The following is a 23,595-nucleotide window of genomic DNA, read 5'->3' on the forward strand; positions in this document are numbered from 1 at the left end:
GCATTTCTTTGCACTATAGTGTTATAATTTAATTAACAAGGAATCTAGTATAGATGCACTAACCCCCTCACTATTGCGAGTAGTGAGGGGGTTTTTGTAAGTGTGTCATAATATTAACATGGAATTCAATTATGTTTTACATATTCCATAAATTAACGACTGCATAACTACGTAAAGGACGCCAAGCTTCAGAGGCAGCTAAACGTGCTTTAGGTGTGTCGTAGTTCGGCATTGCATTTTTAATACCGATATCTGTTTCTAGAAAACTGTCGGTGTAACCCAGTGCACGCATGCCGATATATTGTGCCGTCCAATTACCTATACCTTTAATTGCTAAAAGTTGTCGCATCTCAGCTTCAGCTGCTTGCATTTGAACGTTGTGAGAAGCGGAAGAAAGATTATTTTCAACACCTTTTACTAAAGGATTCAAATATACTTGCCCATTAACGAGCGCTTCTGCTAATGCAGCTATAGTATTGGAACGCCGCCCGGTAATGACTAAGGGACCTAATATATCTGCAATAGGCGTTTCGCCATGCATTAATTGCACGAACGCTTCAGGAATAGGAAACAATGTATCTAATCCTTCGATTCCAGTTTCAAAGGGTGTGCCTAATGTGTGCACTAAGCGACCGGAAAGTGTAGTAGCTGCTTTAACGGTAATCTGCTGTCCTAAGATTGCACGAACTCCTAACTCGAATCCGTTGAAAGCGCCTGGTACACGTAATCCTTGAGTAACCCACGGCTCGTTTAATGTTTTAGTAATAATTTCTGGATTAACGTCTAAATCAAATAAATGCCGTAATCTCTGGACAACTTCATGCCATTCAGGTATTAAACTTGCGCTCATCTCTACCGTGAGTGCGTTGCTCTCCAGGTTTTCTTTTACCCGAAGCCAGCCCTTTACAGTTCTATGTGAAAAGGGAGGATGCAGCAAGACGGTACGTGCGTAATGGCGATCTTGCACGGTTTCTACGCCTGGAATGGCCCGCTTGGCTAGGTAATCTATCATGGCTGACCAAATGTAGGGTGGTTGGTAGTGTAAGTTGAAGTGGATGGATTGTTGGTACCAACTGGCATCGACGGGTGCAGTGGTCCAAATGTCTGTATTTAAGTTTTCTTTAAAGTTACGGATAAATGGCTGTTTAAATTGCATCGATTTCACTCCTTATTATTTCTTACCCGATTTAAGCAAACCCCTTGAAATCTATATAGAAAAAATTTAAGGTAGAGACTGTCGGTGTTGAATTATCATCAATTTGCAAAATGAAACACTGTCACAAGAGCATGGAGAAGTACCCAAGCACGGCTGAAGGGATCGGTCTCGAAAACCGACAGGAGCTTAACGGCTCGCGGGGGTTCAAATCCCTTCTTCTCCGTCGCATTAAGTACACTGGATATAGAAGGCCAGTGTGCTTTTTTTATTTTCCCACAATTTAATTGCTAGTCATCAACAATTTCGTTAAGCTTAGTAAGAATAGAGATGTTTATAATTTTCAGTCTTAAAATGTATAAATTTATTATAGCTCTATATCTGAAATTAAGGGGATGGGAACAATGAAGCGCATGTTGACAGTTGTAGCAGCGAGCACACTGATTCTGACTGCATGTGGCAGTAGTGATTCAACATCGGACGATAAACACAATAAACAATCTGCTAACCACAAACAATCCGATCAGCAAAAAGATCAGCAAAAAGATAAAATCAAATATCCGAAAGATGGTGTGAAAGGTATTTACGTTACACCTGGTTCACTGCAAGGAGAAAAATTTGATGAGTTGATTAAATTTATCAATGAAACAGAATTGAATGCTATGGTAATTGACGTTAAAGATGATAGCGGTAATATTACGATGGATTTAAATTCAGATAATAAGCTGATTCAGAAAAATACGACTGAAATGGTAAATCTGAAAAAACTGATGAAAACTTTGAAGAAGAATAATATTTATCCGATTGCACGTGTAGTAACATTTAAGGATTCGCGTTTAGCTGAAGAACACCCTGAATGGTCTTTTAAAGAGCAAAATGGCCAAGTTTGGGAAAGTGATGGCGGAGATAAATTCTTAAATCCTTTCAGTAAGCAAGTATGGAATTATGATATTGATGTAGCGAAAGCAGCGGCCAAAGCAGGATTCAGAGAAGTACAATTTGATTACGTGCGCTTCCCGGAAGGTTTCGAGAATATGGATAAACATTTGAAATATACAAATGGCAACTATAAAGGAGACGACATGAATCATACACAGCAACGTGTCGACACAATTTCTAACTTCTTGAAAACTGCGCGTAAAGAAATTCATCCACTAGATGCACAAATTTCTGCGGATGTCTTCGGTTATTCTGCGACAGTTGAAGAAGCGCCGGGTATAGGGCAAAGTTTCCCTAAGATTGCTGAAAATGTAGATGTGATATCTTCGATGATTTACCCTTCTCACTGGAACCCAGGTGACTTCGGTATTGAACATCCTGACTTAGAACCTTATAAAACAGTAGATAATTATTTGGATAAAGAAGAAGCGGTATTGAAAAAAACTGGAAAGCAGCATCCTAAAACGCGTCCTTGGCTGCAAGATTTCACTGCAAGCTATCTAGGTGAGGGGAATTATAAAGAATATGATTCTAAAGAAGTTTCCGAACAAATTCAAGCTTTGCGCAATCATGGAATTCATGAATTCTTGTTGTGGGATGCTTCTGGAGATTACACTAAAGGTGTAGATTATACGCCAGAGAAAAGTCAAAAGCAAAGTGATAAAACACAATAGTAGTTAAGAACTGAGCCTTTATTTGAGGTTCAGTTTTTATTTTGAGCATAAAAAAACCTAGAAACTGTTGGACAGTTTCTAGGTAAAGAAAGAACTATTATTTATCTTCTTTTTTTCTTCTGCTGAATGCTGCTAATCCGAATAATACAAGGATTGAGCCAAGCAATGTTGTGTTAGCATTATTATCTTCATTACCAGTTTTTGGTAATGCTTTAGCTTTGTTAGCAGATGCAGCTTTTTGATGTTTTGTTTCAGCTTTATCAGTTGCTGGTTGAGCTTTCTTAGCTTGTTTTTCAGGTGCAACTGTATTAACTTCGTCTTCATTAGATGTTATAACTTTATCTTTTTTCACTGGAGTTTTACCTTCAGGTACAACAGGTTTAGTCGGCGTTGGTTTTGTTTTTGGAGTAGCTTTAACAGTTGGTGTATATTTAGCTGTTACTACTGTACCATTTTTATCAACGCGTTTAACTACAACACCTTTACCTTCACCTGTAAAGTTAGGATCTGGAGTGAATGTAACTTTGCCAGATGGGTCGATAGTGTAAGTACCTTCGCCAGGAATAACAACTTTGTCGACTTCTTTTCCAGTGTTAGGAGCAATCAATTTAGGTGCAACCGTTTCGTCGATTGGTACAAATGGATCTCCGCCTTCAAATGTAGGAGTACCAGTTTGAGGTTGACCTTGAACACCAGTAGATGTTGCAGGTGTACCTTTAGGTGTTACTGCTGTTACAGTTGGAACGAACTTCGCAGTAACTGGTGTACCATTTTTATCGACACGTTTGACTTCGACGCCTTTGCCTTCACCTTTGAATTGAGGATCCGGAGTGAAAGTGACTTTGCCGTCAGGATCAACAGTGTAAGTACCTTCGCCAGGAACTGTTACGTTGTCAACTTCGTTGCCAGTTTCAGGGTCGATCAATTTAGGCGCAACGTTTTCGTTGATTGGTACTAAAGGGTCTCCGCCTTTGAATACAGGCGTACCTTCTTGAGGGTGACCTTGAAGGCCTGTAGATGTCGCAGGAGTACCAGTTGGTGTTACTGCAGTTACATTAGGTGTATAAGTCGTTTGAGCCGGCGTACCGTTCTTATCAACTCTTTCTACCGTAACTGGAGTTGCTTTTCCTGTGAATTTAGGGTCCGGAGTAAATGTTACTGTACCATCCTCATTCGCAGTATAAGTACCTTCATTAGGAATAGTTAAAGTAGGTACTTTATTTCCAGTTTGTGGGTCAACCAATTTAGGTGCAGCTGTTTCATCGATTGGCACTAAAGGATCTCCGCCTTTGAATTCAGGCGTACCAGTTTGAGGTTGTCCTTGAACACCAGTAGTTTCTGCTGGTTTTGCAGTTGGAATAACCTCATTTACTTTAGGTGTGTACTTCGCAGTAACCGGTGTACCGTTTTTATCGACGCGTTTGACATCGACACCTTTGCCTTCGCCTTTGAATTGAGGTTCTGGATTAAATGTTACCGTGCCATCTGGATTAGCTGTATAAGTACCTTCGCCAGGAACAGTTAAAGTATCAACTTTGGCACCAGTAGCTGGATCAACCAATTTAGGCGGCACGCTCTCATCGATTGGTACTGCTGGATCTCCTGCTTTAAATACTGGCGTACCAGTTTGAGGTTTACCTTGAATATCTGTAGTCTCAACTGGATCAGCAGTTGGAGTAACAGCAGTTACTATTGGAATGTAAACAGCATCCATTGTAGTTGTTCCGTTTACACCATTATTGTTATTTTCTAAGTTGTTTTCAGCTGTGTTGCTTGTCCAACCTGATGTGTTGCCGTTTAAGTCAGTTGCACGTAAAACAATACCTTTAGCTGTGCCAGTAAATTGAGGTTCAGGAGTGAAAGTGATAGAACCATCTGGAGCTATATCATATTTACCTTCACCAGGAACAGTTAAAGTAGAAACTAAGTTGCCTTGATCATCGACAATTTTAATATCTTTAGTAGTATCAATTTCGTTCACTTTCGGCCAGTCTTTATCCACACGTCCATGAGCTGTAAATACCGCTTTAGATGTTTGAGGTTGTCCTTGAACACCTGTAGTTTCAGATTTTTCACCTCTAGGAGGGTGTACCACTCTGATTTCGAAGTCTTCTATTTCACCTGAATATGCTACACCGTTAGGACGATTTACTGAATCTTTAGCAAGAGAAGTACGTACTCTAACTCGTAAGTAATCAAGTGCATCATCCGTTAGCTGTGGAATGTTTTTAAATGTAAGTGTAATTTTCTTGCCATCAGCGCCAGTTCTAGAAACTGTTACGAGGTCTGAACCTTCTTTTTCATCAAATACACCATTGTTATTGAAATCAACCCAGCCACGAACATAAGATGTGTCGTTGTCGGCTGTATTTGCAATAACATCTAAGCTGTAAGATTGATCAGCAGCATTATAAACAACATATTTGTCTGTAACACCCACAAGTTGTTTTTCACCTTCATCAGGGTCTTTTACACTATTAGGGGTATTAATATCATCAGTTTCCCAGTTTTTATGTTGATCATCTAATGTATCAAAATCAACATCGGCTTTCTGACTACCTAAGAATGGTTGACTAATATTACTATTCTCAGTTATAGCATGGATTGCTTCTCCATACGTTTCCGGAGCATCTCCCTTGTCTATAAGAACAAATCCCATTTGAACTGTTTGAATACCGGGTGAGTTTACAAAGAATGATACTTCGGTAGCACCAGTCGTTAATACAATAGGTACGCTATTATAATCTTGTCTTGTTTGATTCGAACCAAATATTTGGGTACCTAAGCCGCCGAAATTCTCATCTGGAGTAGCATAATATTTACCTTTACCGTGCCCACCCTTATCTATAGAGTCAGTAAAATATCCTTGTTTGGTTGTTTGAGGCATATAGTTTTCTGGGTTACCATCTTTTCTCGCATTAGCAAATAATTCCCAACCACTACCATTAGTGGTATATATTAAAGATTCAATATTCTTTGCTTCTTCGCCGTCTGCCATAACAATATTAGCAGGAACTTCTTTGCCATTATAAATAGTTTTCACTTCGAAAGTAGCACCGACATTTCCATAATTTCGATTCGAACCAAAGTTTGTTAGTTCTTCTCCAGTATCAATGCCTGCTTTTTTAAGATGTGACCAGTTTGGATCTTGTTTGGTAACAACTACGAAAGCCTCTTTATCAATTTCATCATCGTGAGCGTCTTTTCTTACAATATTAGTAGCATTAGGGTTATAACCTGAATTGGGATCACCTTCTGCTCGACGTTTATACATTGGTGTTGCTTCGAAAGGTTGTAAAGATTTAACTGTAGCTTTCACTACTAAACCAGGCATAATCTCTTTTTCATATTTTGTTCCGACTTTAAGGGCTATTTGGCCTGTATCACTTTGACCAACATTTGAAATTGCATTTTGATCAGAAAAATCAATCCATGTAATTTGATTGTTGATATTCTTCACCTGTTCTTTAGTAGCGACAGGTAAGTCAGCTGCTTTTGTTACACCCGTTTGAACAGTAGGGTCGGGACCAACAATATTATCTGATGCGTCTAAACTTGAACTTGCTGACTTAGCATTTTCTATAATAGCTTTATTATTTTCATAATTTGTAGGTGCTTTAATATTATCTTTAGTTTTAGATTCTGTATTTTCAACAGGTACCTTATCTTTATCAACATCAGGTTGAGCTTTAGGTTGGGCTGGTTTTGTATTTTGCTCTTGGGGAGCGGTATTATCAGTAGGTTTATTAGTATCTTGTTGTACCGGCGCAACGGGTTTATTTACACCTTTCTGTGCAGAGAGGGTAGGGTCTTTCGGAATATCTGTTGATGGAGCTTCTTTAGATTGGGTACTATCTTTAGGTTGTATTTCATCTGTTGTAGTTTTAACTATTTCTGCTTTTAATTCTTCTGTGCTAGCGCTTGCATCAGATGAAAAGCCTAAAAATAATAAACTGCTTACTAAAATGGAAGCTGTTCCTATTGAATATTTTCTTATTGAATATTTGTTGTAAATATTTTGTGGAAAGTTTGATTGAAGCTTTCGTTTTTTCATTATTTTTTCTCCTATGTTCTTTATGTTGTTATGAAAAATTGAATTTAAAAATGGGAGGACGGGGGATTACTAATATCTCTAATTATTTATGAGAGGTCAGATAATAACGATGGTTTAATTGTTGAATTATATTTAAGTACTGTATTTAGATGAATAGATATTTAATTTCATTTCTAGAATTGTTGGTTGCAGATGACATATTGAGAAAACAGAAATCTATAGTTAAAAATATTATGGCGGTGTTAAATATAATTAGTTACGCACGCTCCTTTTTATATAATGTCAACAACTAAACTACTGGAATATATTAACATGTTTAAGAGTAGATTGGAATAGATATTCTTAAATAAATTAATGTAATTTTTCCAGAATTTAAAATGAAATTAATATTAATATATTACTAACGTTTGAATTTTATAACTCGAGTCTTAGTGTGATTAATTATGCTTGTTCTAATAATATAAGTAATGACAAAAATAATATTTCTTTACTTATTTACTTCTATAAATAATGCGTGCAGGAAACATTTTAACTAACAAAAGATATAAATGCATATATCTATATGACTTTTTTTCGATAGAGATATAATTGACACATTTAATGCGACGTTAATATTTTTAGTACTCACATGAAAAAGTATATGATATAATGATTTTGCACTATGGAATAATATTAAATATACGATTTGTTTAGTATTAAATGGTGCATAACATCAAAGGAAAACGGAGGACATCAATGAAACAACGTAAAAGCAAGCGTTTAGACTTCTTGCCAAATATTCATAATAAGTATTCGATTCGTAAGTTTACAGTCGGCACAGCATCTATTTTATTAGGTTCTACTTTAATTTTTGGGGCTAGCCATGAAGCAGAAGCAGCAGAAAATGATTCGACAGCAGCCACTCAAAATTTAAATGATTCTGATGAGGTACCATCAACTACAGAGCAGCAGGTAAAACAAAGTGAAGAGCAGCAACCAGTAAGCGATGAAGCAAAACTGAAACAAAGTAATGTATCGTCAGAAAATGTTTCTGAAAATAAATCGGGTATTAAAGATACACCAGAAAAAGTTTCTGAAAGCAATGAAGTTCTAAAACCAGAAGTGAAAGAAGAAACTCCTAAAGCATCTGAGAATGCACCGGATTTAAAGAATGATTATTCTGACTTTTCTTCAGACAAAACAAAAAAGTCGTCAGAAAATCATTTAGAAAAGAATAATGAACAAGTAAATAGTAGTATAAATAATAATGAAAAAGATTCACTTGCGGAAGTTACTGTACCAGAAACTCCAATACAGCCAGGGCATCTTCCGGAAGCAGTTGAAGCACCACAAGAATTCATTTCAAAATATGAAGCGTCATCAGATCATGCTGGATTAGTTCGTGAAATGTTGGCAGAAAATTATAATTCAGAAGATGTTGAAGGTATTTTGAATAAATGGGATGTTGACTATAATACAATTTCGCCTGAAGATTTATTTTCAGAAATAATTAAAGCAGGTATTTTATATGCTAACGAGCAAACATCTAAATATTCTGTATATGCAGTTCGTGCTATGCCAGGTGATGCAAATGCACCTACTATGGCGGACAGCGATCCAGCTGATAGCGATTCAACTTTATTTGATTCAGAAACTAGTTCTAATGTTTCTATTCCTAAGAAAGCATCAGCTTCAGAAGCAATAGGAGCTTTGAAAGCAGAAGCTTCAATTAATCCTAATACAGGTATAGAAATTACTGGGGATGGTATGACATATAGTGGGCAAAAGCCAGCTTCATATGTTATCAATGCAATCCCAGATAAAGCGCATAATAAGATGAATTTTGAAATTAAATATTATGTTACGCCAGGTACAGGCCAAACACACGCTATAGATTTAGGTGGTTTTAATTTTGGTGACGGATTTGTATTGCCACCTGAAGGAGGAGCAATTAATACTACTGTTGATATGGTAGGAACGACTGCTAAACCAAGTACTGTTAGATTGCTGGAGGGCAAAACAAAACCAGGTTATCCTCAAGGATATGCTTTAGAAAGTAGACCTTTCCTTAGTGATTTTGCCGTTAAGAATAATGGATATGCTGATGTCAAATTTAGTTTGCCAGTTAAAGATTGGAACGGAGATTTGAGTGTAAACGGTTATGTAATGATGTATCCTAATGGAGGAAACTATTCAACTACTTTAAATCCGTATTCAACTCAAAACTATTTCAATAAAAATATGCAAGTAATTTTAGATGGAAACGTTGATTTGAATTTACACAAAAAGAATAAAGTATCTACAGAGCCCGTGCCATTTGAAAAAGAGTATATAATTTCTAAAGATATTCCGGTAGGATCTCAGCGAGTTACAACAAAAGGTAAAGATGGTTTGAAAGAAGTCAATAATTCAGTTTGGTATTATAAAAACGTAGCTATAGGTTCAGAAGTAGACAGCGAAAAAATACTCAAAGCACCTATCAATGAAGTTATTGAACTAGGTATTGGGGATATAGACAATGCAGGTTTACAAGCTCCTGTTATAGACCCTCAACTTTCTAAAACACAGGTTGTTACAGGAACAGCCTCTCCTAATTCTAACGTAGAAATTAAGGTAGGCAATAAAACTTATAATACAACAGCAGATAATCAAGGTAACTTTACTCAACGATTAAATACTCCTTTACAAGAAGGAGATAGAATTACTGCTATTGCTCATAAGGACGGTAAAACAAGCCAACCAGGAAAAACAATTGTACCGAGAGACGGACGTCCGGCTGAGTTAGAAACAATCACTTCTCGTGGAAATGATCAAGGTAAGCAGGGAACTTGGGTAACAATTACTGATAAATCAAATGGTCAAGAAATTAGTCGTTTCTTTGTACCAGATGGAGAAGCCGGAGCACAAGGTGCGAAAGGTGAAAAAGGAGATAGAGGAGAATCCATTAAAGTAAAAAGTTCTGGTTTATTACCAAACGGTAATATGCAAGTAACCTTTACTGATGAAAATTCTGTAGTAGTTCCTCAAGGTCCTCAAGGTATCCAAGGTGAAAGAGGACCACAAGGAGATTCAATTACTGTTCAAGATACTGAAAAATTACCAAATGGAGATACTAAAGTAATTTTTACTGACGGTACTGAAATAACTATTCCTAAAGGTGATAAGGGAGATCCTATACGTATAGTTGATACTACACAGATACTAACGGGGACGAGAGTAACCTTTAGTGATGGAACAAATATTATTATTCCGAAAGGTGCTCAAGGTCCTAAAGGAGATAAAGGAGATAGAGGCGCTACAGGTAGAGATGGAGACGATGGAGAACGTGGTGAAACTGGTCCAGCAGGTCCGGCAGGTACTTCAATTGGTATAAAAACTACTGAAAAATTGCCTAATGGAGATACAAAGGTAACTTTCACGGACGGTAAATCTATAACCATACCAAAAGGAGAAGACGGTAAATCCATTACTGTTACAAACTCTGCTCCTGATAATAATGGAGATATTGTTGTAACATTTAGTGATGGTAGTACGGTAAAAGTACCTAAAGGTGCTAAAGGAGATCGTGGAGAAGTTGGAGCACAAGGTGCGAAAGGTGAAAAAGGCGATGCAGGAGATTCAATCCGTATTACTACAACTGAACCACAATCAAATGGAGATATTAAAGTTAACTTTAGTGACGGCAAGTCAATTATTGTTCCTAAAGGCGATAAAGGAGACAAAGGTCAAGATGCCGCACCATTAACTGTTACAAGTGAATCAAAAGATAAAGATGGTAATACAGTAGTACATTTCAGCGATGGAAAAACAGCTACTATCTCTAAAGGAGATCCTGGAGTTGCGGGTCCTAAAGGAGACAAAGGAGACCGTGGCGAACAAGGTACTAAAGGAGACAAAGGAGATACTGGAGCTGCTGGAGCAAACGGAAAAGATGCTGCACCATTAACTGTCACTAGTGAAGCAAAAGATGCAGACGGCAACACAGTAGTCAACTTCAGTGATGGCTCTCATGTTACGATTTCTAAGGGAGATAAAGGAGACCGTGGCGAACAAGGTACAAAAGGTGAAAAAGGCGACCCAGGTAAAGACGGAGCAGCCGGTGCACAAGGTGAAGCAGGTGCTAAAGGTGAGAAAGGCGATTCTATTTCAATCGTAAGCATCACACCACAATCTAACGGCGACACTAAAGTAATCTTTTCAGATGGCAAGGAATTAACGATTCCTAAAGGTGAAAAGGGCGACAAAGGTGAAGCAGGTCAAAATGCTACACCATTAACTGTAACTGAAACAACTAAAGATCCGGATGGTAATACGGTTGTACACTTCAGTGATGGAAAAACAGCAACAGTCTCTAAAGGTGATAAAGGAGATACTGGTGCTGCAGGAGCAAATGGTAAAGACGCAGATCCGCTTACAGTAGTGAAAGAGTCCAAAGATGCAGACGGCAATACAGTCGTTGAATTCAGCGATGGCCAAACAGCAGTTGTTTCTAAAGGCGACAAAGGTGAAGCAGGTCAAGATGCTAAACCACTCACAGTCACTTCTTCAGAAAAAGATGCTGCAGGCAATACAGTAGTTCATTTCAGTGACGGCTCAGCAATCACAGTAGATAAAGGAGCCCGCGGTGAACAAGGTGCTAAAGGTGAGCAAGGTGAAAAAGGCGAAAATGGTACATCTGTTTCTATCGATAAAATTGAAAAATTACCGGATGGAGCTACAAAAGTAACCTTCTCTGACGGAAAATCATTTGAAATTCCAAAAGGCCAAGATGGTACTTCAGTTACAATTACTGAGACAAAAACATTGCCGAATGGTAATAAACAAGTCACTTTCTCTGACGGTAAAACGTTAGAAATCCCTAAAGGCGACAAAGGTGATAAAGGTGAAGCTGGTGTTAACGGAAAAGATGCAGCGCCGCTTACAGTAGTGAAAGAATCTAAAGATGCTGCAGGCAACACAGTCGTTGAATTCAGCGATGGTTCAACAGCTACTATCTCTAAAGGAGAGAAAGGCGAACAAGGTGAAGCCGGTGCTCAAGGAGCAAAAGGCGACAACGGTGAATCTATCACAATCAAGAGCATCGATCCGCAAGCGAACGGCGACACTAAAGTCACTTTCTCTGATGGCAAAGAATTAACAATCCCTAAAGGTGAAAAAGGCGAAAATGGAGCAGCAGGAAAAGATGCGGAACCATTAACAGTTGTTAACACAACTAAAGACCCAGACGGCAACACAGTTATCCACTTCAGTGATGGCCAAACAGCAACTGTCTCTAAAGGAGATAAAGGAGATGCCGGAGTTAATGGTAAAGATGGTGCTAACGGAAAAGACGCTGCACCACTTACAGTAGTGAAAGAATCTAAAGATGCTGCAGGCAATACAGTTGTAGAATTCAGCGATGGCTCAACAGCTACAATCTCTAAAGGAGATAAAGGCGAACAAGGTGAAGCTGGCGCTCAAGGAGCAAAAGGCGACAACGGTGAATCTATCACAATCAAGAGCATCGATCCGCAAGCGAACGGCGATACGAAAGTAACGTTCTCTGACGGCAAAGAATTAACAATTCCTAAAGGGGAAAAGGGCGAAAATGGAGCAGCAGGAAAAGATGCGGATCCATTAACAGTAGTTAACACAACTAAAGACCCAGACGGCAACACAGTTATCCACTTCAGCGACGGTCAAACAGCAACTGTCTCTAAAGGAGATAAAGGAGATGCCGGAGCAAAAGGCGAAGCTGGTGAAAAAGGAGCAGACGGACAATCTATTACGATTAAGTCTACTGAAACAACACCAGATGGCGATACAAAAGTCACATTCTCTGACGGACAAGTAATTACTATTCCTAAAGGTAAAGATGGTAAATCTATCACTGTAGATAATTCAGCACCTGATAAAGATGGTAATACAGTCGTACATTTCAGCGATGGTTCTGAAGTCGTTATTCCGAAAGGGGAAAAAGGCGAAGCTGGAGCAAAAGGCGAAGCTGGTGAAAAAGGAGCAGATGGTCAAAACGGTAAAGATGGACAATCTATTACGATTGATAGTATTGAACCACAAGCGAATGATGATACGAAAGTTACATTCTCAGACGGTCAATCTATTACAATACCAAAAGGCAAAGATGGCCAATCTATTTCTATTACTAATACTGAAACACTCCCTAACGGCAATAAACAAGTAACGTTCTCAGATGGTAAAACGCTTGAAATCCCTAAAGGTGATAAGGGAGAAAATGGCGATTCTGTAACTGTACAAGATACACAAACACTTCCTAATGGTGATACTGAAGTAACGTTCTCAGATGGTAAAAAAGTTACAATTCCAAAAGGAAAAGACGGTGTTGATGGTAAAGACGGCAAAGACGCTGCGCCACTTACAGTAACAAGCACTGAGAAAGATGCAGATGGCAACACAGTTGTACACTTCAGTGATGGCGGTACGGCTACTATCTCTAAAGGTGACAAAGGTGATGCAGGTGCTAAGGGAGAAAATGGCGAATCTATCACCGTAGATCACATCAATAAATTACCAAACGGCGATTCTGAAGTCGTCTTCAGCGACGGTAAAACAGTAACAATCCCTAAAGGTGAGAAAGGTGATGCAGGAGAAAATGCCGCACCACTTACAGTAACAAGCTCTGATAAAGATGCAGACGGCAACACAGTTATTCACTTCAGCGATGGTAGCACAGCTACTGTTTCTAAAGGAGATAAAGGTGACCAAGGTCTTCAAGGTAATCCAGGTGAAGCAGGCGCTAAAGGTGATTCAATCACAATTAATAGCATTGAAACACAACCAAATGGCGACACTAAAGTTTCTTTCTCTGATGGAAAAGAATTAACAATTCCAAAAGGAGCAAAAGGCGACAAAGGTGATAAAGGTGACACAGGCGCAGCTGGTAACGGTACTTCAGCAACACCATTAACAGTAACTGGAACTGATAAAGATGCAGACGGCAATACTGTTATCCACTTCAGTGACGGTTCACAAGCAGTCGTTTCTAAAGGCGACAAAGGTGAACGCGGCGAAGCAGGTGCACAAGGCGAAGCAGGCACACCAGGTAAATCGATTACTGTTCAAAATGTAGGTCCGGATGCAGACGGCAATACTGTACTTGAATTTAGTGATGGTTCACATGTGACAATCCCTAAAGCTAAAGACGGTGCAGCTGGTAAAGATGGTATTGACGGTAAATCAATCACAATTACATCTTCAGAAGTTCAACCGGACGGAACAACTAAAGTAACGTTCAGTGATGGACACGAAGTAGTAATTCCGAAAGGTGAAAAAGGAGATAAAGGTGCAGATGCAACACCATTAACTGTAACTGGCTCAACTCAAACACCAGACGGCAATACTGAGGTTACATTCTCTGACGGTTCTAAAGTTGTGATTCCTAAAGCGAAAGATGGTGTGAACGGTAAAGACGGTGCATCAATCACAGTCCAAAATACTGAAACAACACCAGATGGCGATACTAAAGTAACCTTCTCAGACGGCTCTTCAGTTACGATTGCTAAAGGTGCTAAAGGAGATAAAGGTGATAACGGAGCAGACGGACAATCCATTACGGTTCAAAGTGTAAAACCAGATGCAGACGGTAATACTGAGGTCACATTCTCAGATGGTTCTAAAGTAGTTATCCCTAAAGCGAAAGATGGAGCTGCAGGTAAAGACGGCGTTGATGGTCAATCAATTACGATTACTGATACAGCAGTACAACCGGATGGTTCAACTAAAGTGACGTTCAGTGACGGTCATGAAGTTACTATTCCAAAAGGCGCGCAAGGCGATAAAGGTGCAGACGGTACTTCAGTCACTGTCGCAAATGTAGAACCGCAACCAGATGGTTCAACTAAAGTGACATTTAGCGATGGAAAAGAAGTAGTTATCCCTAAAGGAGAAAAAGGAGATAACGGAGCACAAGGTGAAGCGGGCGCTGCAGGTAAAGATGGTCAATCAATTACAATTGCAGATACTGCTACAGATGCAGATGGTAATACAGTTATCACATTCAGTGACGGTACTAAAGTTGTTGTACCTAAAGGTGCTAAAGGCGACACAGGAGCCGCAGGTAAAGATGGTGCTGATGGACAATCAGTTACAGTTCAAAATACTGAAACAACACCAGACGGCGACACTAAAGTAACCTTCTCAGATGGCACTTCAGTTACAATCGCTAAAGGCGCTAAAGGTGATAATGGAGCAGACGGTACATCTATTACTGTTGCTAAAGTAGAACCTCAGCCAAATGGTGATACTAAAGTTACATTCTCTGACGGCAAAGAAATTGTGATTCCTAAAGGAGAAAAAGGCGACAAAGGTGATAATGGTGAGGCTGGTGCCCCAGGTACTTCAGTTACTGTCGCAAATGTAGAACCGCAACCAGATGGTTCAACTAAAGTGACATTCAGTGACGGAAAAGAAGCTGTCATGCCTAAAGGCGAAAAAGGCGATACAGGAGCACAAGGTGAAGCTGGCCAAAATGGTAAAGATGGTCAATCTATCACAGTTCAAAGTACAGCTCCAGACGCAGACGGCAATACAGTGGTAACCTTCTCTGATGGATCTAAAGTTGTTCTTCCAAAAGCCAAAGACGGTGTGAACGGTAAAGATGGTGCGTCAGTCACAGTTCAAAATACTGAAACAACACCTGAAGGCAACACTAAAGTAACCTTCTCAGATGGACATGAAATCACAATCGCGAAAGGCGACAAAGGTGATAAAGGTGACTCAGTCACTGTTGCTAAAGTAGAACCTCAACCAAACGGTGATACTAAGGTCACATTCAGTGACGGCAAAGAAGTTGTAATTCCTAAAGGTGAAAAAGGTGACGCAGGTAAAGACGGTGTAGACGGTAAAGATGCACCACCTCTAACTGTTACAAACACTGAAAAAGATGCAGACGGCAATACAGTCATCCACTTCAGCGATGGTGGCACAGCTGTCATCTCTAAAGGAGATAAAGGAGCAGATGGTCAATCCATCACTGTTCAAAATGTAGAGCCAGACGCAGACGGCAACACTGAAGTAACCTTCTCAGACGGCTCTAAAGTTACAATTCCAAAAGCCGAAGATGGTGTTGATGGCAAATCAATTACTGTTACTGGTAACGAAACATTGCCAAGTGGAGATGTTAAAGTAACCTTCTCAGATGGACATGAAATCATTGTTCCTAAAGGCGCTAAAGGTGATGCTGGAGAATCTGTGACAGTTGTGAAAACTGCTAAAGACGCAGATGGTAACACAGTTGTAGAATTCAGTGATGGAAGCAGCGTTACAATTCCTAAGGGAGATAAAGGCGACAAAGGAGAAGATGGTACTTCAGTAACTATTACAAGTACTTCAGTACAACCAGATGGCACTACTAAAGTAACATTCTCTGACGGTCGTGAAATCAATATTCCTAAAGGCTTAGACGGTAAATCAGTTACTATTACTAAAGCTGAACCAGATGCAGATGGCAATACAGTTATTGACTTCAGTGACGGCTCTAAAGTAACTGTACCAAAAGGTCAAGATGGCAAATCAATTACTATCACTAATACTGAAAGCTTGCCAAACGGAGACGTGAAAGTCACATTCAGTGATGGACATGAAGTCGTAGTACCTAAAGGTGCTAAAGGAGATAAAGGTGAAGATGGACAATCTATCACAATTACTTCTTCTGCAGTACAACCAGATGGTAATACGAAAGTAGTCTTCAGCGATGGACACGAAATTGTTGTACCTAAAGGTCAAGACGGCAAATCAATTTCTATCGTTTCAACAACTAAAGACCCAGACGGTAACACAGTTGTAGAATTCAGCGATGGTACTTCAGTTACAATTGCTAAAGGCGATAAAGGTGAACAAGGCTTAAACGGTAAGGGTGGTCGTGATGGTCAAGACGGCAAATCAATTACAGTAACTGGCCAAACTATTGATCCGGATGGTAATACGAAAGTAACATTCAGTGATGGCAACTCAATCACTGTACCAAAAGGCCAAGACGGCACATCTGTCACTGTGAAAGATTCACACCAAGATGCAGACGGCAACACAGTTGTAGAATTCTCTGACGGTAACACAATCACTGTGTTAAAAGGTAAAGACGGAAAAGACGGCTTGAACGGTCAGGACGGCAAAGATGGCAAATCTATCACAATTACTGGTCAATCTGTAGATCCGAACGGCAATACTGTTGTGACATTCAGTGATGGCAACTCAATTACTGTATCTAAAGGTCAAGATGGCAGATCTGTTTCTGTTAAAGACTCACACCAAGATGCAGACGGCAACACAGTTGTAGAATTTACTGATGGAAATACAATCACTGTCTTGAAAGGTAAAGATGGAAAAGACGGCAAAGATGGCAAGTCTATCACAATCACTGGCCAATCTGTAGACCCGAACGGCAATACAATTGTGACATTCAGCGATGGCAGAGAAATCACTATTCCAAAAGGCAAAGACGGCGTATCTGTTACTGTTAAAGATTCACATCAAGATAAAGATGGTAATACTGTCGTAGAATTTAGCGATGGCAATACAATTACAGTCATGAAAGGTAAAGACGGACGTGACGGTATTAATGGTAGAGACGGTAGAGATGGTAGAGACGGACGCGATGGACGTGATGGCAGAGATGCTCAACCAACAGCACCTGTTTATATCGTGAATAATTACATTGATCAATATAATACAAACATTATTGTATTTAGCGATGGTCAACGTATCGAAATTCCATGCGATGAAAATGGTAATGCAGTTGTGATTATTGGATATAACCACGATGTGAAAGGTAACGTAGTATTGCAATGTGCAAATAAAACTAAAATTATCGTACCTTGTCATAAACCTGAAACACCAAAAGTTACGATTCCAATGATTCCATTAGTGCCAGCAACACCTGTTGTACCGAATCAACCAGTGACACCGACACCAAGTGGACCAAATCATCCAGGTAAATCACCGAACGATGGTGGACAAACTAACACGCCGCTTGTACCAAATCAAAATACAACACCAAGTAATTCTCGACCAACTCCACCAGTAACAGGCACTCACACACCTGTTGTAAACCATGACGGTGGTCATAAAGTTGGAAACCCAGAACCAAATCATCAACCAGAAGTAAAAACAACTACGAAAGTTTCAACACCAAATAAAGTAGCTACTCAACCAAGCAAAGCGAAACCAGAACAAAATCAACCAAAAGCAAAAGTATTACCAAATACAGGCGCTAACGATACAGCACCAATGCTTTATGGTACTATCTTTGCTGGCTTAGGAACTGCAATGATGTTCGGCATGAAACGTCGTAAAAATCAAAAATAAATAAAGTTTTCTTCAAATTAAGAGCCAGGCCACCGTGCCTGGTTCTTTTTTAATTTTGAAAAGAGAAAAAGAAAACGAGTAAATGAACTGATTTTGAATAGCTTTACTATTGAGTTGAAAAGTTGCAAACGCTTACTAGCTCTAGTGTTTAGAATTAAGTTGAAATTAACAATTTTCTAAAAATTAATGTTGACTTTTTCACTCAGTAATGTAATATATGAAATATAAATGAACTGAATACATAACTCTTATCCAGAGAGGTGGAGGGACAGGCCCTATGAAACCTCGGCAGCAGGATCGAAATCGTAACTATTCGATTACTGTGCCAATTCCTACAGCAAATGCTGTAAAGATGAGACGAGCCAAATTATTCCGAGGACTTGTTTCATTGTCCCCGGAATTTTTATTTTTCAAAATAAAAGTCAAAATAGAGGCAAAATTCATTCATTTCAAACTATCAGAGGGGGACTAACCTATGATTGAGTTCAAGGATGTGAGTAAAACATTCCATAAGCGCTCAACAGAAATTCAAGCTTTAAAGGATGTCAGCTTTACTGTTGAACGACAAGAAATCTATGGTGTTATTGGCTACAGCGGTGCAGGTAAGAGTACTTTAATCCGTTTGGTAAATAAGCTTGAGAATGTAACATCTGGTGAAGTCGTTGTCGATGGACATCAAATAAATCAATACAGCAAGAAAGAATTGCGTAAAGTTAAGAAGAATATTGGTATGATATTCCAGCATTTCAACTTGCTGAATTCTAAAACGGTATTTAATAATGTGGCAATGCCGCTGATTTTGGAAGGCAAGAGTAAAAAATACATAAAAGAGAAAGTAGATGAAATGTTAGAGTTCGTCGGACTTGGAGATAAAGGCTCACAATATCCGAATGAACTTTCTGGTGGTCAAAAACAAAGAGTAGCCATCGCCAGAGCACTTGTCACAGATCCTCAAATTTTATTGTGTGATGAAGCTACAAGTGCACTCGATCCAGCTACTACGGACTCTATCTTGCGACTCTTAAAGCGAGTGAATGAAACATTTGAAGTAACGATTTTATTGATTACTCACGAGATGAGTGTCATTCAAAAGATTTGCGATAAAGTTGCCGTTATGGAACAAGGGCGCGTCATTGAAAAAGGCACTGTCTTAGATGTCTTCAGTCACCCGAAAACCGAAACGGCGAAGAACTTCGTTTCTACAGTTATCAGCACAGACATCAGTGAGAAGATGATTCATCAATTACCGACAGATGCCAATTATCAAGATGTGAAAGTTTATATGGAAGGTGCTCAATTAGGCTTATCTGTGATCCAAACATTGATTAAAGACTTTAATTTAGGAGTGAACGTCATTTATGCTTCGATGTCGGATATTCAAGATACTTCAGTCGGTTATTTGACATTACGTATTAAAGGCACTGACGAAGAGAAACAACGCGCATATGATTACTTGAAACAACATCACATCGAATATGAGGAGGTTGGATAATATGCTTGGTTCATCTTTAGACTCGTCGCAATTATGGGAAGCACTCTATCAAACGTTATTGATGGTTTCAATTTCACTAGTGATTGGTGCATTAATTGGGATTCCTTTAGGCATCTTACTAGTAGTGACGAAGAAAAATGGTATTTGGGAAAATGTAGCAATCTATCATATCTTAAATCCGATTATTAACATTTTTCGTTCGATTCCATTCATTATTTTGTTAATTGCGATTGTACCGTTTACTAAATTAATCGTAGGGACATCCATCGGTACAGCAGCGGCGATTGTACCTTTAACGGTATACGTAGCACCTTACATTGCGCGTCTCGTTGAAAATTCATTATTGGAAGTAGACGCAGGGGTTATCGAAGCAGCGAATGCAATGGGCGCCTCACCGTTCCAAATTATTCGCTACTTCTTAATGCCAGAAGCTTTAGGATCATTAATCTTAGCGATTACTACTGCAATCATCGGTTTGATTGGTTCAACAGCTATGGCCGGTGCAGTAGGTGGCGGCGGTATTGGTGACTTGGCCTTAGCTTATGGTTACCAACGTTTTGATACTATCGTCATTGTTATTACAGTAGTTATTTTAGTCATTATGGTTCAGCTGATTCAATCTCTCGGGAATGTTTTGGCTAAGAAGATTCGCAGAAATTAATCACACAAAGGGGTTTTTTAGGATATGAAAAAGTTATTAGTATTATTAATGGCATTAGTCGTAGTACTTGCGGCTTGCGGCGGCAATAAGAAAGATGATAAGACCGTCACAGTAGGGGTCGCATCAGATGATACAAAGGTATGGGATAAAGTGAAAGAACTGGCGAAGAAAGATGGAATCAACGTTGAAATCAAGAAATTCTCTGATTACAACGTACCGAACAAGGCGCTAAACGATGGGGATATCGACATGAACGCATTCCAACATTTCGCATTCTTGCATGAATATGAGAAAGCAAACAAAGGGACTCATATCACACCAATCCGTACAACAGTCTTCGCTCCATTAGGTATTTATTCTAAGAAGATTAAAGACGTTAAAGATTTGAAAAAAGGGGCAAAAGTCGTTATTCCTAACGATGTATCAAACCAAGCACGTGCATTGAAACTTTTAGAAAATGCAGGTTATATCAAACTTTCTAAAGACTTCGGCTTAAAAGGAAGCAAGAAAGATATTGTAGAAAACAAGAAAGATTTAGATATCAAAGCAGTGGATGCGCAACAAACAGCACGTTCTTTAGACGATGTAGATATTGCAGTTATTAATAATGGTGTAGCTTCTAAATCAGGTTTAGATCCTAAGAAAGATCCAATTTTCTTAGAAAAAGATAACACTAATACATCTAAACCTTATATCAATATTATCGCTGTAAATGACAAAGATAAAGATAATAAAACATACAAGAAAGTTGCTGAATTGTATCATTCTAAAGAAGCACGTAAAGCTTTAAAAGAAGATACTAAAGATGGAGAAAAAATCGTGGATCTATCTCAAAAAGAAATCAAAGATATTACAGATAGTTTGAAATAAGCAATAAGCAGAGTGGGATTGAGACAAAATAAAGTCTCGATTCCACTTTTTTAATAGAACAATAAAAAAAGACTTCGAATCAGTTGCCTGAATCGAAGTCTTTTAAGTAGCGGAGAAAGAGGGATTCGAACCCCCGCGGGCCGTTAAGCCCCTGTCGGTTTTCAAGACCGATCCCTTCAGCCGGACTTGGGTATTTCTCCATGTAATATTTAACACAAGAATTATTATATAATAAGATAACCTACCCGTCAATAACTTTTTTAATAAAAAATCTAAAATCTTTGTAGCCACTTCACAAAGTTAAAATCAGCTAAGCAAAGTTGTTATGGTTGTCAGTCTTATAAAGCGGGTAAATATTAAATGTTATGACAAAACTACCAATTTAGGAGTGCTACAAAATGGAAGAATTATATTACGGTGACCATGAAGAACAATTGATTGATGTTTATCCTGCCTCAGATGCTTTGGCTGAACATGATGATAAATGGTTAGTACTTATTCATGGCGGTTATTGGAGACAGAAATTTGACCGTTCATTAAATGATAAATTAATCGAAATGCTTACAAGAGAAGGATACAATGTGGCGAACGTTGAATATCGTCGTGGGGAGCATGCTTGGCCGACACCAGAGGAAGATACAAAGAAAGCCATTCAAGCTTTCAAGTCTTCAAAGTTTGTGGATAATCAAGAAATTATATTGATTGGTCACTCAGTAGGCGGCCAGCTTGTATTGAATAATGCAGACGAAGCAGACCGTGTGATTGCGATGGCACCCGTGACTGATGTGCCTTATACCAAAGAACAAGGGTTAGGCAGAAATGCAGTAGATGAGTATTTTGGAGACATCACTGATGCGGCGCTTGAAGCTGCCTCTCCAATGTCACGTTTACCTCTAAAAACTAAAACTTTAATAATCCAAGGTTTCAATGACAACGGCGTCAAAGTTGAATCTACCTTGGCTTATGTGTCTCAAAATGAAGAAAATACCATAGATTTATATGCATTTGCGCATTTAGGCCACATGCAATGCCTTGAACCTGAAGGACGCCATATTGATTTAATGCTTGAGTGGATTGATCATAGAGACGAAGAAAATTAAAATAAGCGAGAAGTTGGAGCAGAACAGAAATAATGTTCTGCTCTTTTTATTGTATAAGATAACGCTTACATTTGAGATTTTCTTTAAATTTTTACATTTTTTTGAAAATAGGTATTTTATTTTTGCGGATTTTAGTATATTATATTAACGAAAAGTGAGAAATTTGAGAAAAAACCTATAGAATAAATGAAATTATTACATTTTGGGAATAACTCAATCATTTATGAAAAACACCTCAATACATGCTCACTCCACAAAATTTCTTCGTTTAATTGCTTTATATTTTCTTTCTAATTTTTATTACCCAAACATATTTAAATAGACAACAAGGGGGACCTCTATGGATTATAATTACAGTATTATTAAATCATCGACTTGTACTTTAGATTTTACGAATAAACAAGATTACATTAATATCTACTTTGTGCTTTCAGGAACTGCTAAGACTGTGAAACAAGAAGGTTCACTTACCTATCACGCAGGGGAATTATTTATCAGAAGACCAGACATGAAACCTTTACAGATTGAAATTAAAAATGGCAGTGTGATTTGTTTAGAGATTCATACAGACTATTTTGAAAAGTACTATCTGAAAAACGCTCTGAATATGGAAAACAACTTTGAAATTCACCATCATATTAAAGAAGCATTTGTGCATACCATTCGCTGTATGTATGAAAAGAAATATTCCCACGCTGATGTCAGTATTATTAAACTCGTGAATTATTTACGTATCTTTTTTGAAACCTTTGATAACTATTTATTCCGACCGACATTAAGTCCGTTAGTAAATGAAGTGATTGAGTATGTTAATGAACATTATAAGAAACCATTGAAATTATGTGTTGTTGCTAGAGATATCTATGCGAACGAAAGCTTTCTTTCTAGAAAATTCGGAGAAGAGATGCAAATGACCTTCTCAGAATACCTCACTAATATCAGAGTGTTCAATTTATCCGAGCTATTAGTCACAAGAGGTGAAGAAGGTGAAATATGGAAAGAATTTGGTTTTGCGAGTAACCGCACTTTCTTGAACCGTTTCAAAGAGATCTTTAACATGTCTCCAAGAGAGTTCATTCTGCACTCTCAAGTTTATCGTAGTAATGAAGATATTATTTCAGACTCAGTATATTTAGAAATACTAAAATTTGTGCAGCCAGATAAGAGCTCTATCCCAGAAATTCAATAGCGCTCATTGATAATTTCGATTAAATGATTAACGAAGCGTCAAGAGAGACACAAGCACGCTTCACTTTAAATTAATCCCTTCTTTAAAAGCATCATTTTGTACACACCTTCCCATCTTTAAACGGCACTTCAAAAATGAAATTCCTCTCTTTCTCAGTTACTACTT

At 38.5% G+C, this 23,595-nt stretch carries 9 protein-coding genes, 2 tRNA genes and 1 riboswitch; of the genes, 8 read left to right on the forward strand and 3 right to left on the reverse strand.

Annotated features, from left to right (window positions below):
• Positions 1 to 136: 136 nt before the first annotated feature.
• Complete coding sequence (locus CNQ82_RS02525; protein ID WP_123143944.1) at positions 137 to 1,156, reverse strand: AlkA N-terminal domain-containing protein; 1,020 nt, start codon at positions 1,154 to 1,156, stop codon at positions 137 to 139.
• Positions 1,157 to 1,289: 133 nt separating this feature from the next.
• Here CNQ82_RS02525 and CNQ82_RS02530 point away from each other — a divergent pair.
• Positions 1,290 to 1,379, forward strand: a tRNA-Ser gene (locus tag CNQ82_RS02530).
• Between the two features lie 178 nt (positions 1,380 to 1,557).
• On the forward strand, positions 1,558 to 2,766 hold the full coding sequence (locus CNQ82_RS02535; protein ID WP_123143945.1) for a putative glycoside hydrolase: 1,209 nt from the start codon (positions 1,558 to 1,560) through the stop codon (positions 2,764 to 2,766).
• A 97-nt stretch (positions 2,767 to 2,863) separates the two neighbouring features.
• On the opposite strand, the gene CNQ82_RS02540 is transcribed toward CNQ82_RS02535, so the two are convergent.
• Complete coding sequence (locus CNQ82_RS02540; protein ID WP_123143946.1) at positions 2,864 to 6,820, reverse strand: GEVED domain-containing protein; 3,957 nt, start codon at positions 6,818 to 6,820, stop codon at positions 2,864 to 2,866.
• A 735-nt stretch (positions 6,821 to 7,555) separates the two neighbouring features.
• Between CNQ82_RS02540 and CNQ82_RS02545 the strand changes: the two genes are divergently transcribed.
• From CNQ82_RS02545 to gmpC, 4 genes are all read left to right on the forward strand, one after another.
• A complete protein-coding gene (locus CNQ82_RS02545) occupies positions 7,556 to 18,118 on the forward strand; it encodes a YSIRK-type signal peptide-containing protein (RefSeq protein WP_164711934.1) in 10,563 nt (3,520 codons plus the stop codon).
• A gap of 245 nt (positions 18,119 to 18,363) precedes the next feature.
• Positions 18,364 to 18,477: riboswitch (SAM riboswitch) on the forward strand.
• 116 nt (positions 18,478 to 18,593) lie between these two features.
• Entirely contained in the window at positions 18,594 to 19,610 is a 1,017-nt protein-coding gene (locus CNQ82_RS02550) for a methionine ABC transporter ATP-binding protein (protein ID WP_123143948.1), read from the forward strand.
• 1 nt (position 19,611) lies between these two features.
• Positions 19,612 to 20,271: a methionine ABC transporter permease gene (locus CNQ82_RS02555; protein WP_123143949.1), complete on the forward strand. Its 660-nt coding sequence runs from the start codon at positions 19,612 to 19,614 to the stop codon at positions 20,269 to 20,271.
• A gap of 24 nt (positions 20,272 to 20,295) precedes the next feature.
• Positions 20,296 to 21,141 (forward strand): dipeptide ABC transporter glycylmethionine-binding lipoprotein, encoded by an 846-nt coding sequence (gmpC, locus tag CNQ82_RS02560; protein WP_123143950.1) that lies wholly within the window; start codon positions 20,296 to 20,298, stop codon positions 21,139 to 21,141.
• A gap of 110 nt (positions 21,142 to 21,251) precedes the next feature.
• On the opposite strand, the gene CNQ82_RS02565 is transcribed toward gmpC, so the two are convergent.
• Positions 21,252 to 21,341, reverse strand: a tRNA-Ser gene (locus tag CNQ82_RS02565).
• Between the two features lie 198 nt (positions 21,342 to 21,539).
• Between CNQ82_RS02565 and CNQ82_RS02570 the strand changes: the two genes are divergently transcribed.
• Positions 21,540 to 22,241 (forward strand): alpha/beta hydrolase family protein, encoded by a 702-nt coding sequence (locus CNQ82_RS02570; protein WP_123143951.1) that lies wholly within the window; start codon positions 21,540 to 21,542, stop codon positions 22,239 to 22,241.
• Positions 22,242 to 22,581: 340 nt separating this feature from the next.
• Positions 22,582 to 23,430, forward strand: coding sequence for a helix-turn-helix domain-containing protein (locus CNQ82_RS02575; protein ID WP_123143952.1), 849 nt, complete (start codon positions 22,582 to 22,584; stop codon positions 23,428 to 23,430).
• Positions 23,431 to 23,595: the final 165 nt, after the last annotated feature.

It is taken from the genome of Staphylococcus debuckii, assembly GCF_003718735.1.
In the GTDB taxonomy this organism is placed as follows: domain Bacteria; phylum Bacillota; class Bacilli; order Staphylococcales; family Staphylococcaceae; genus Staphylococcus; species Staphylococcus debuckii.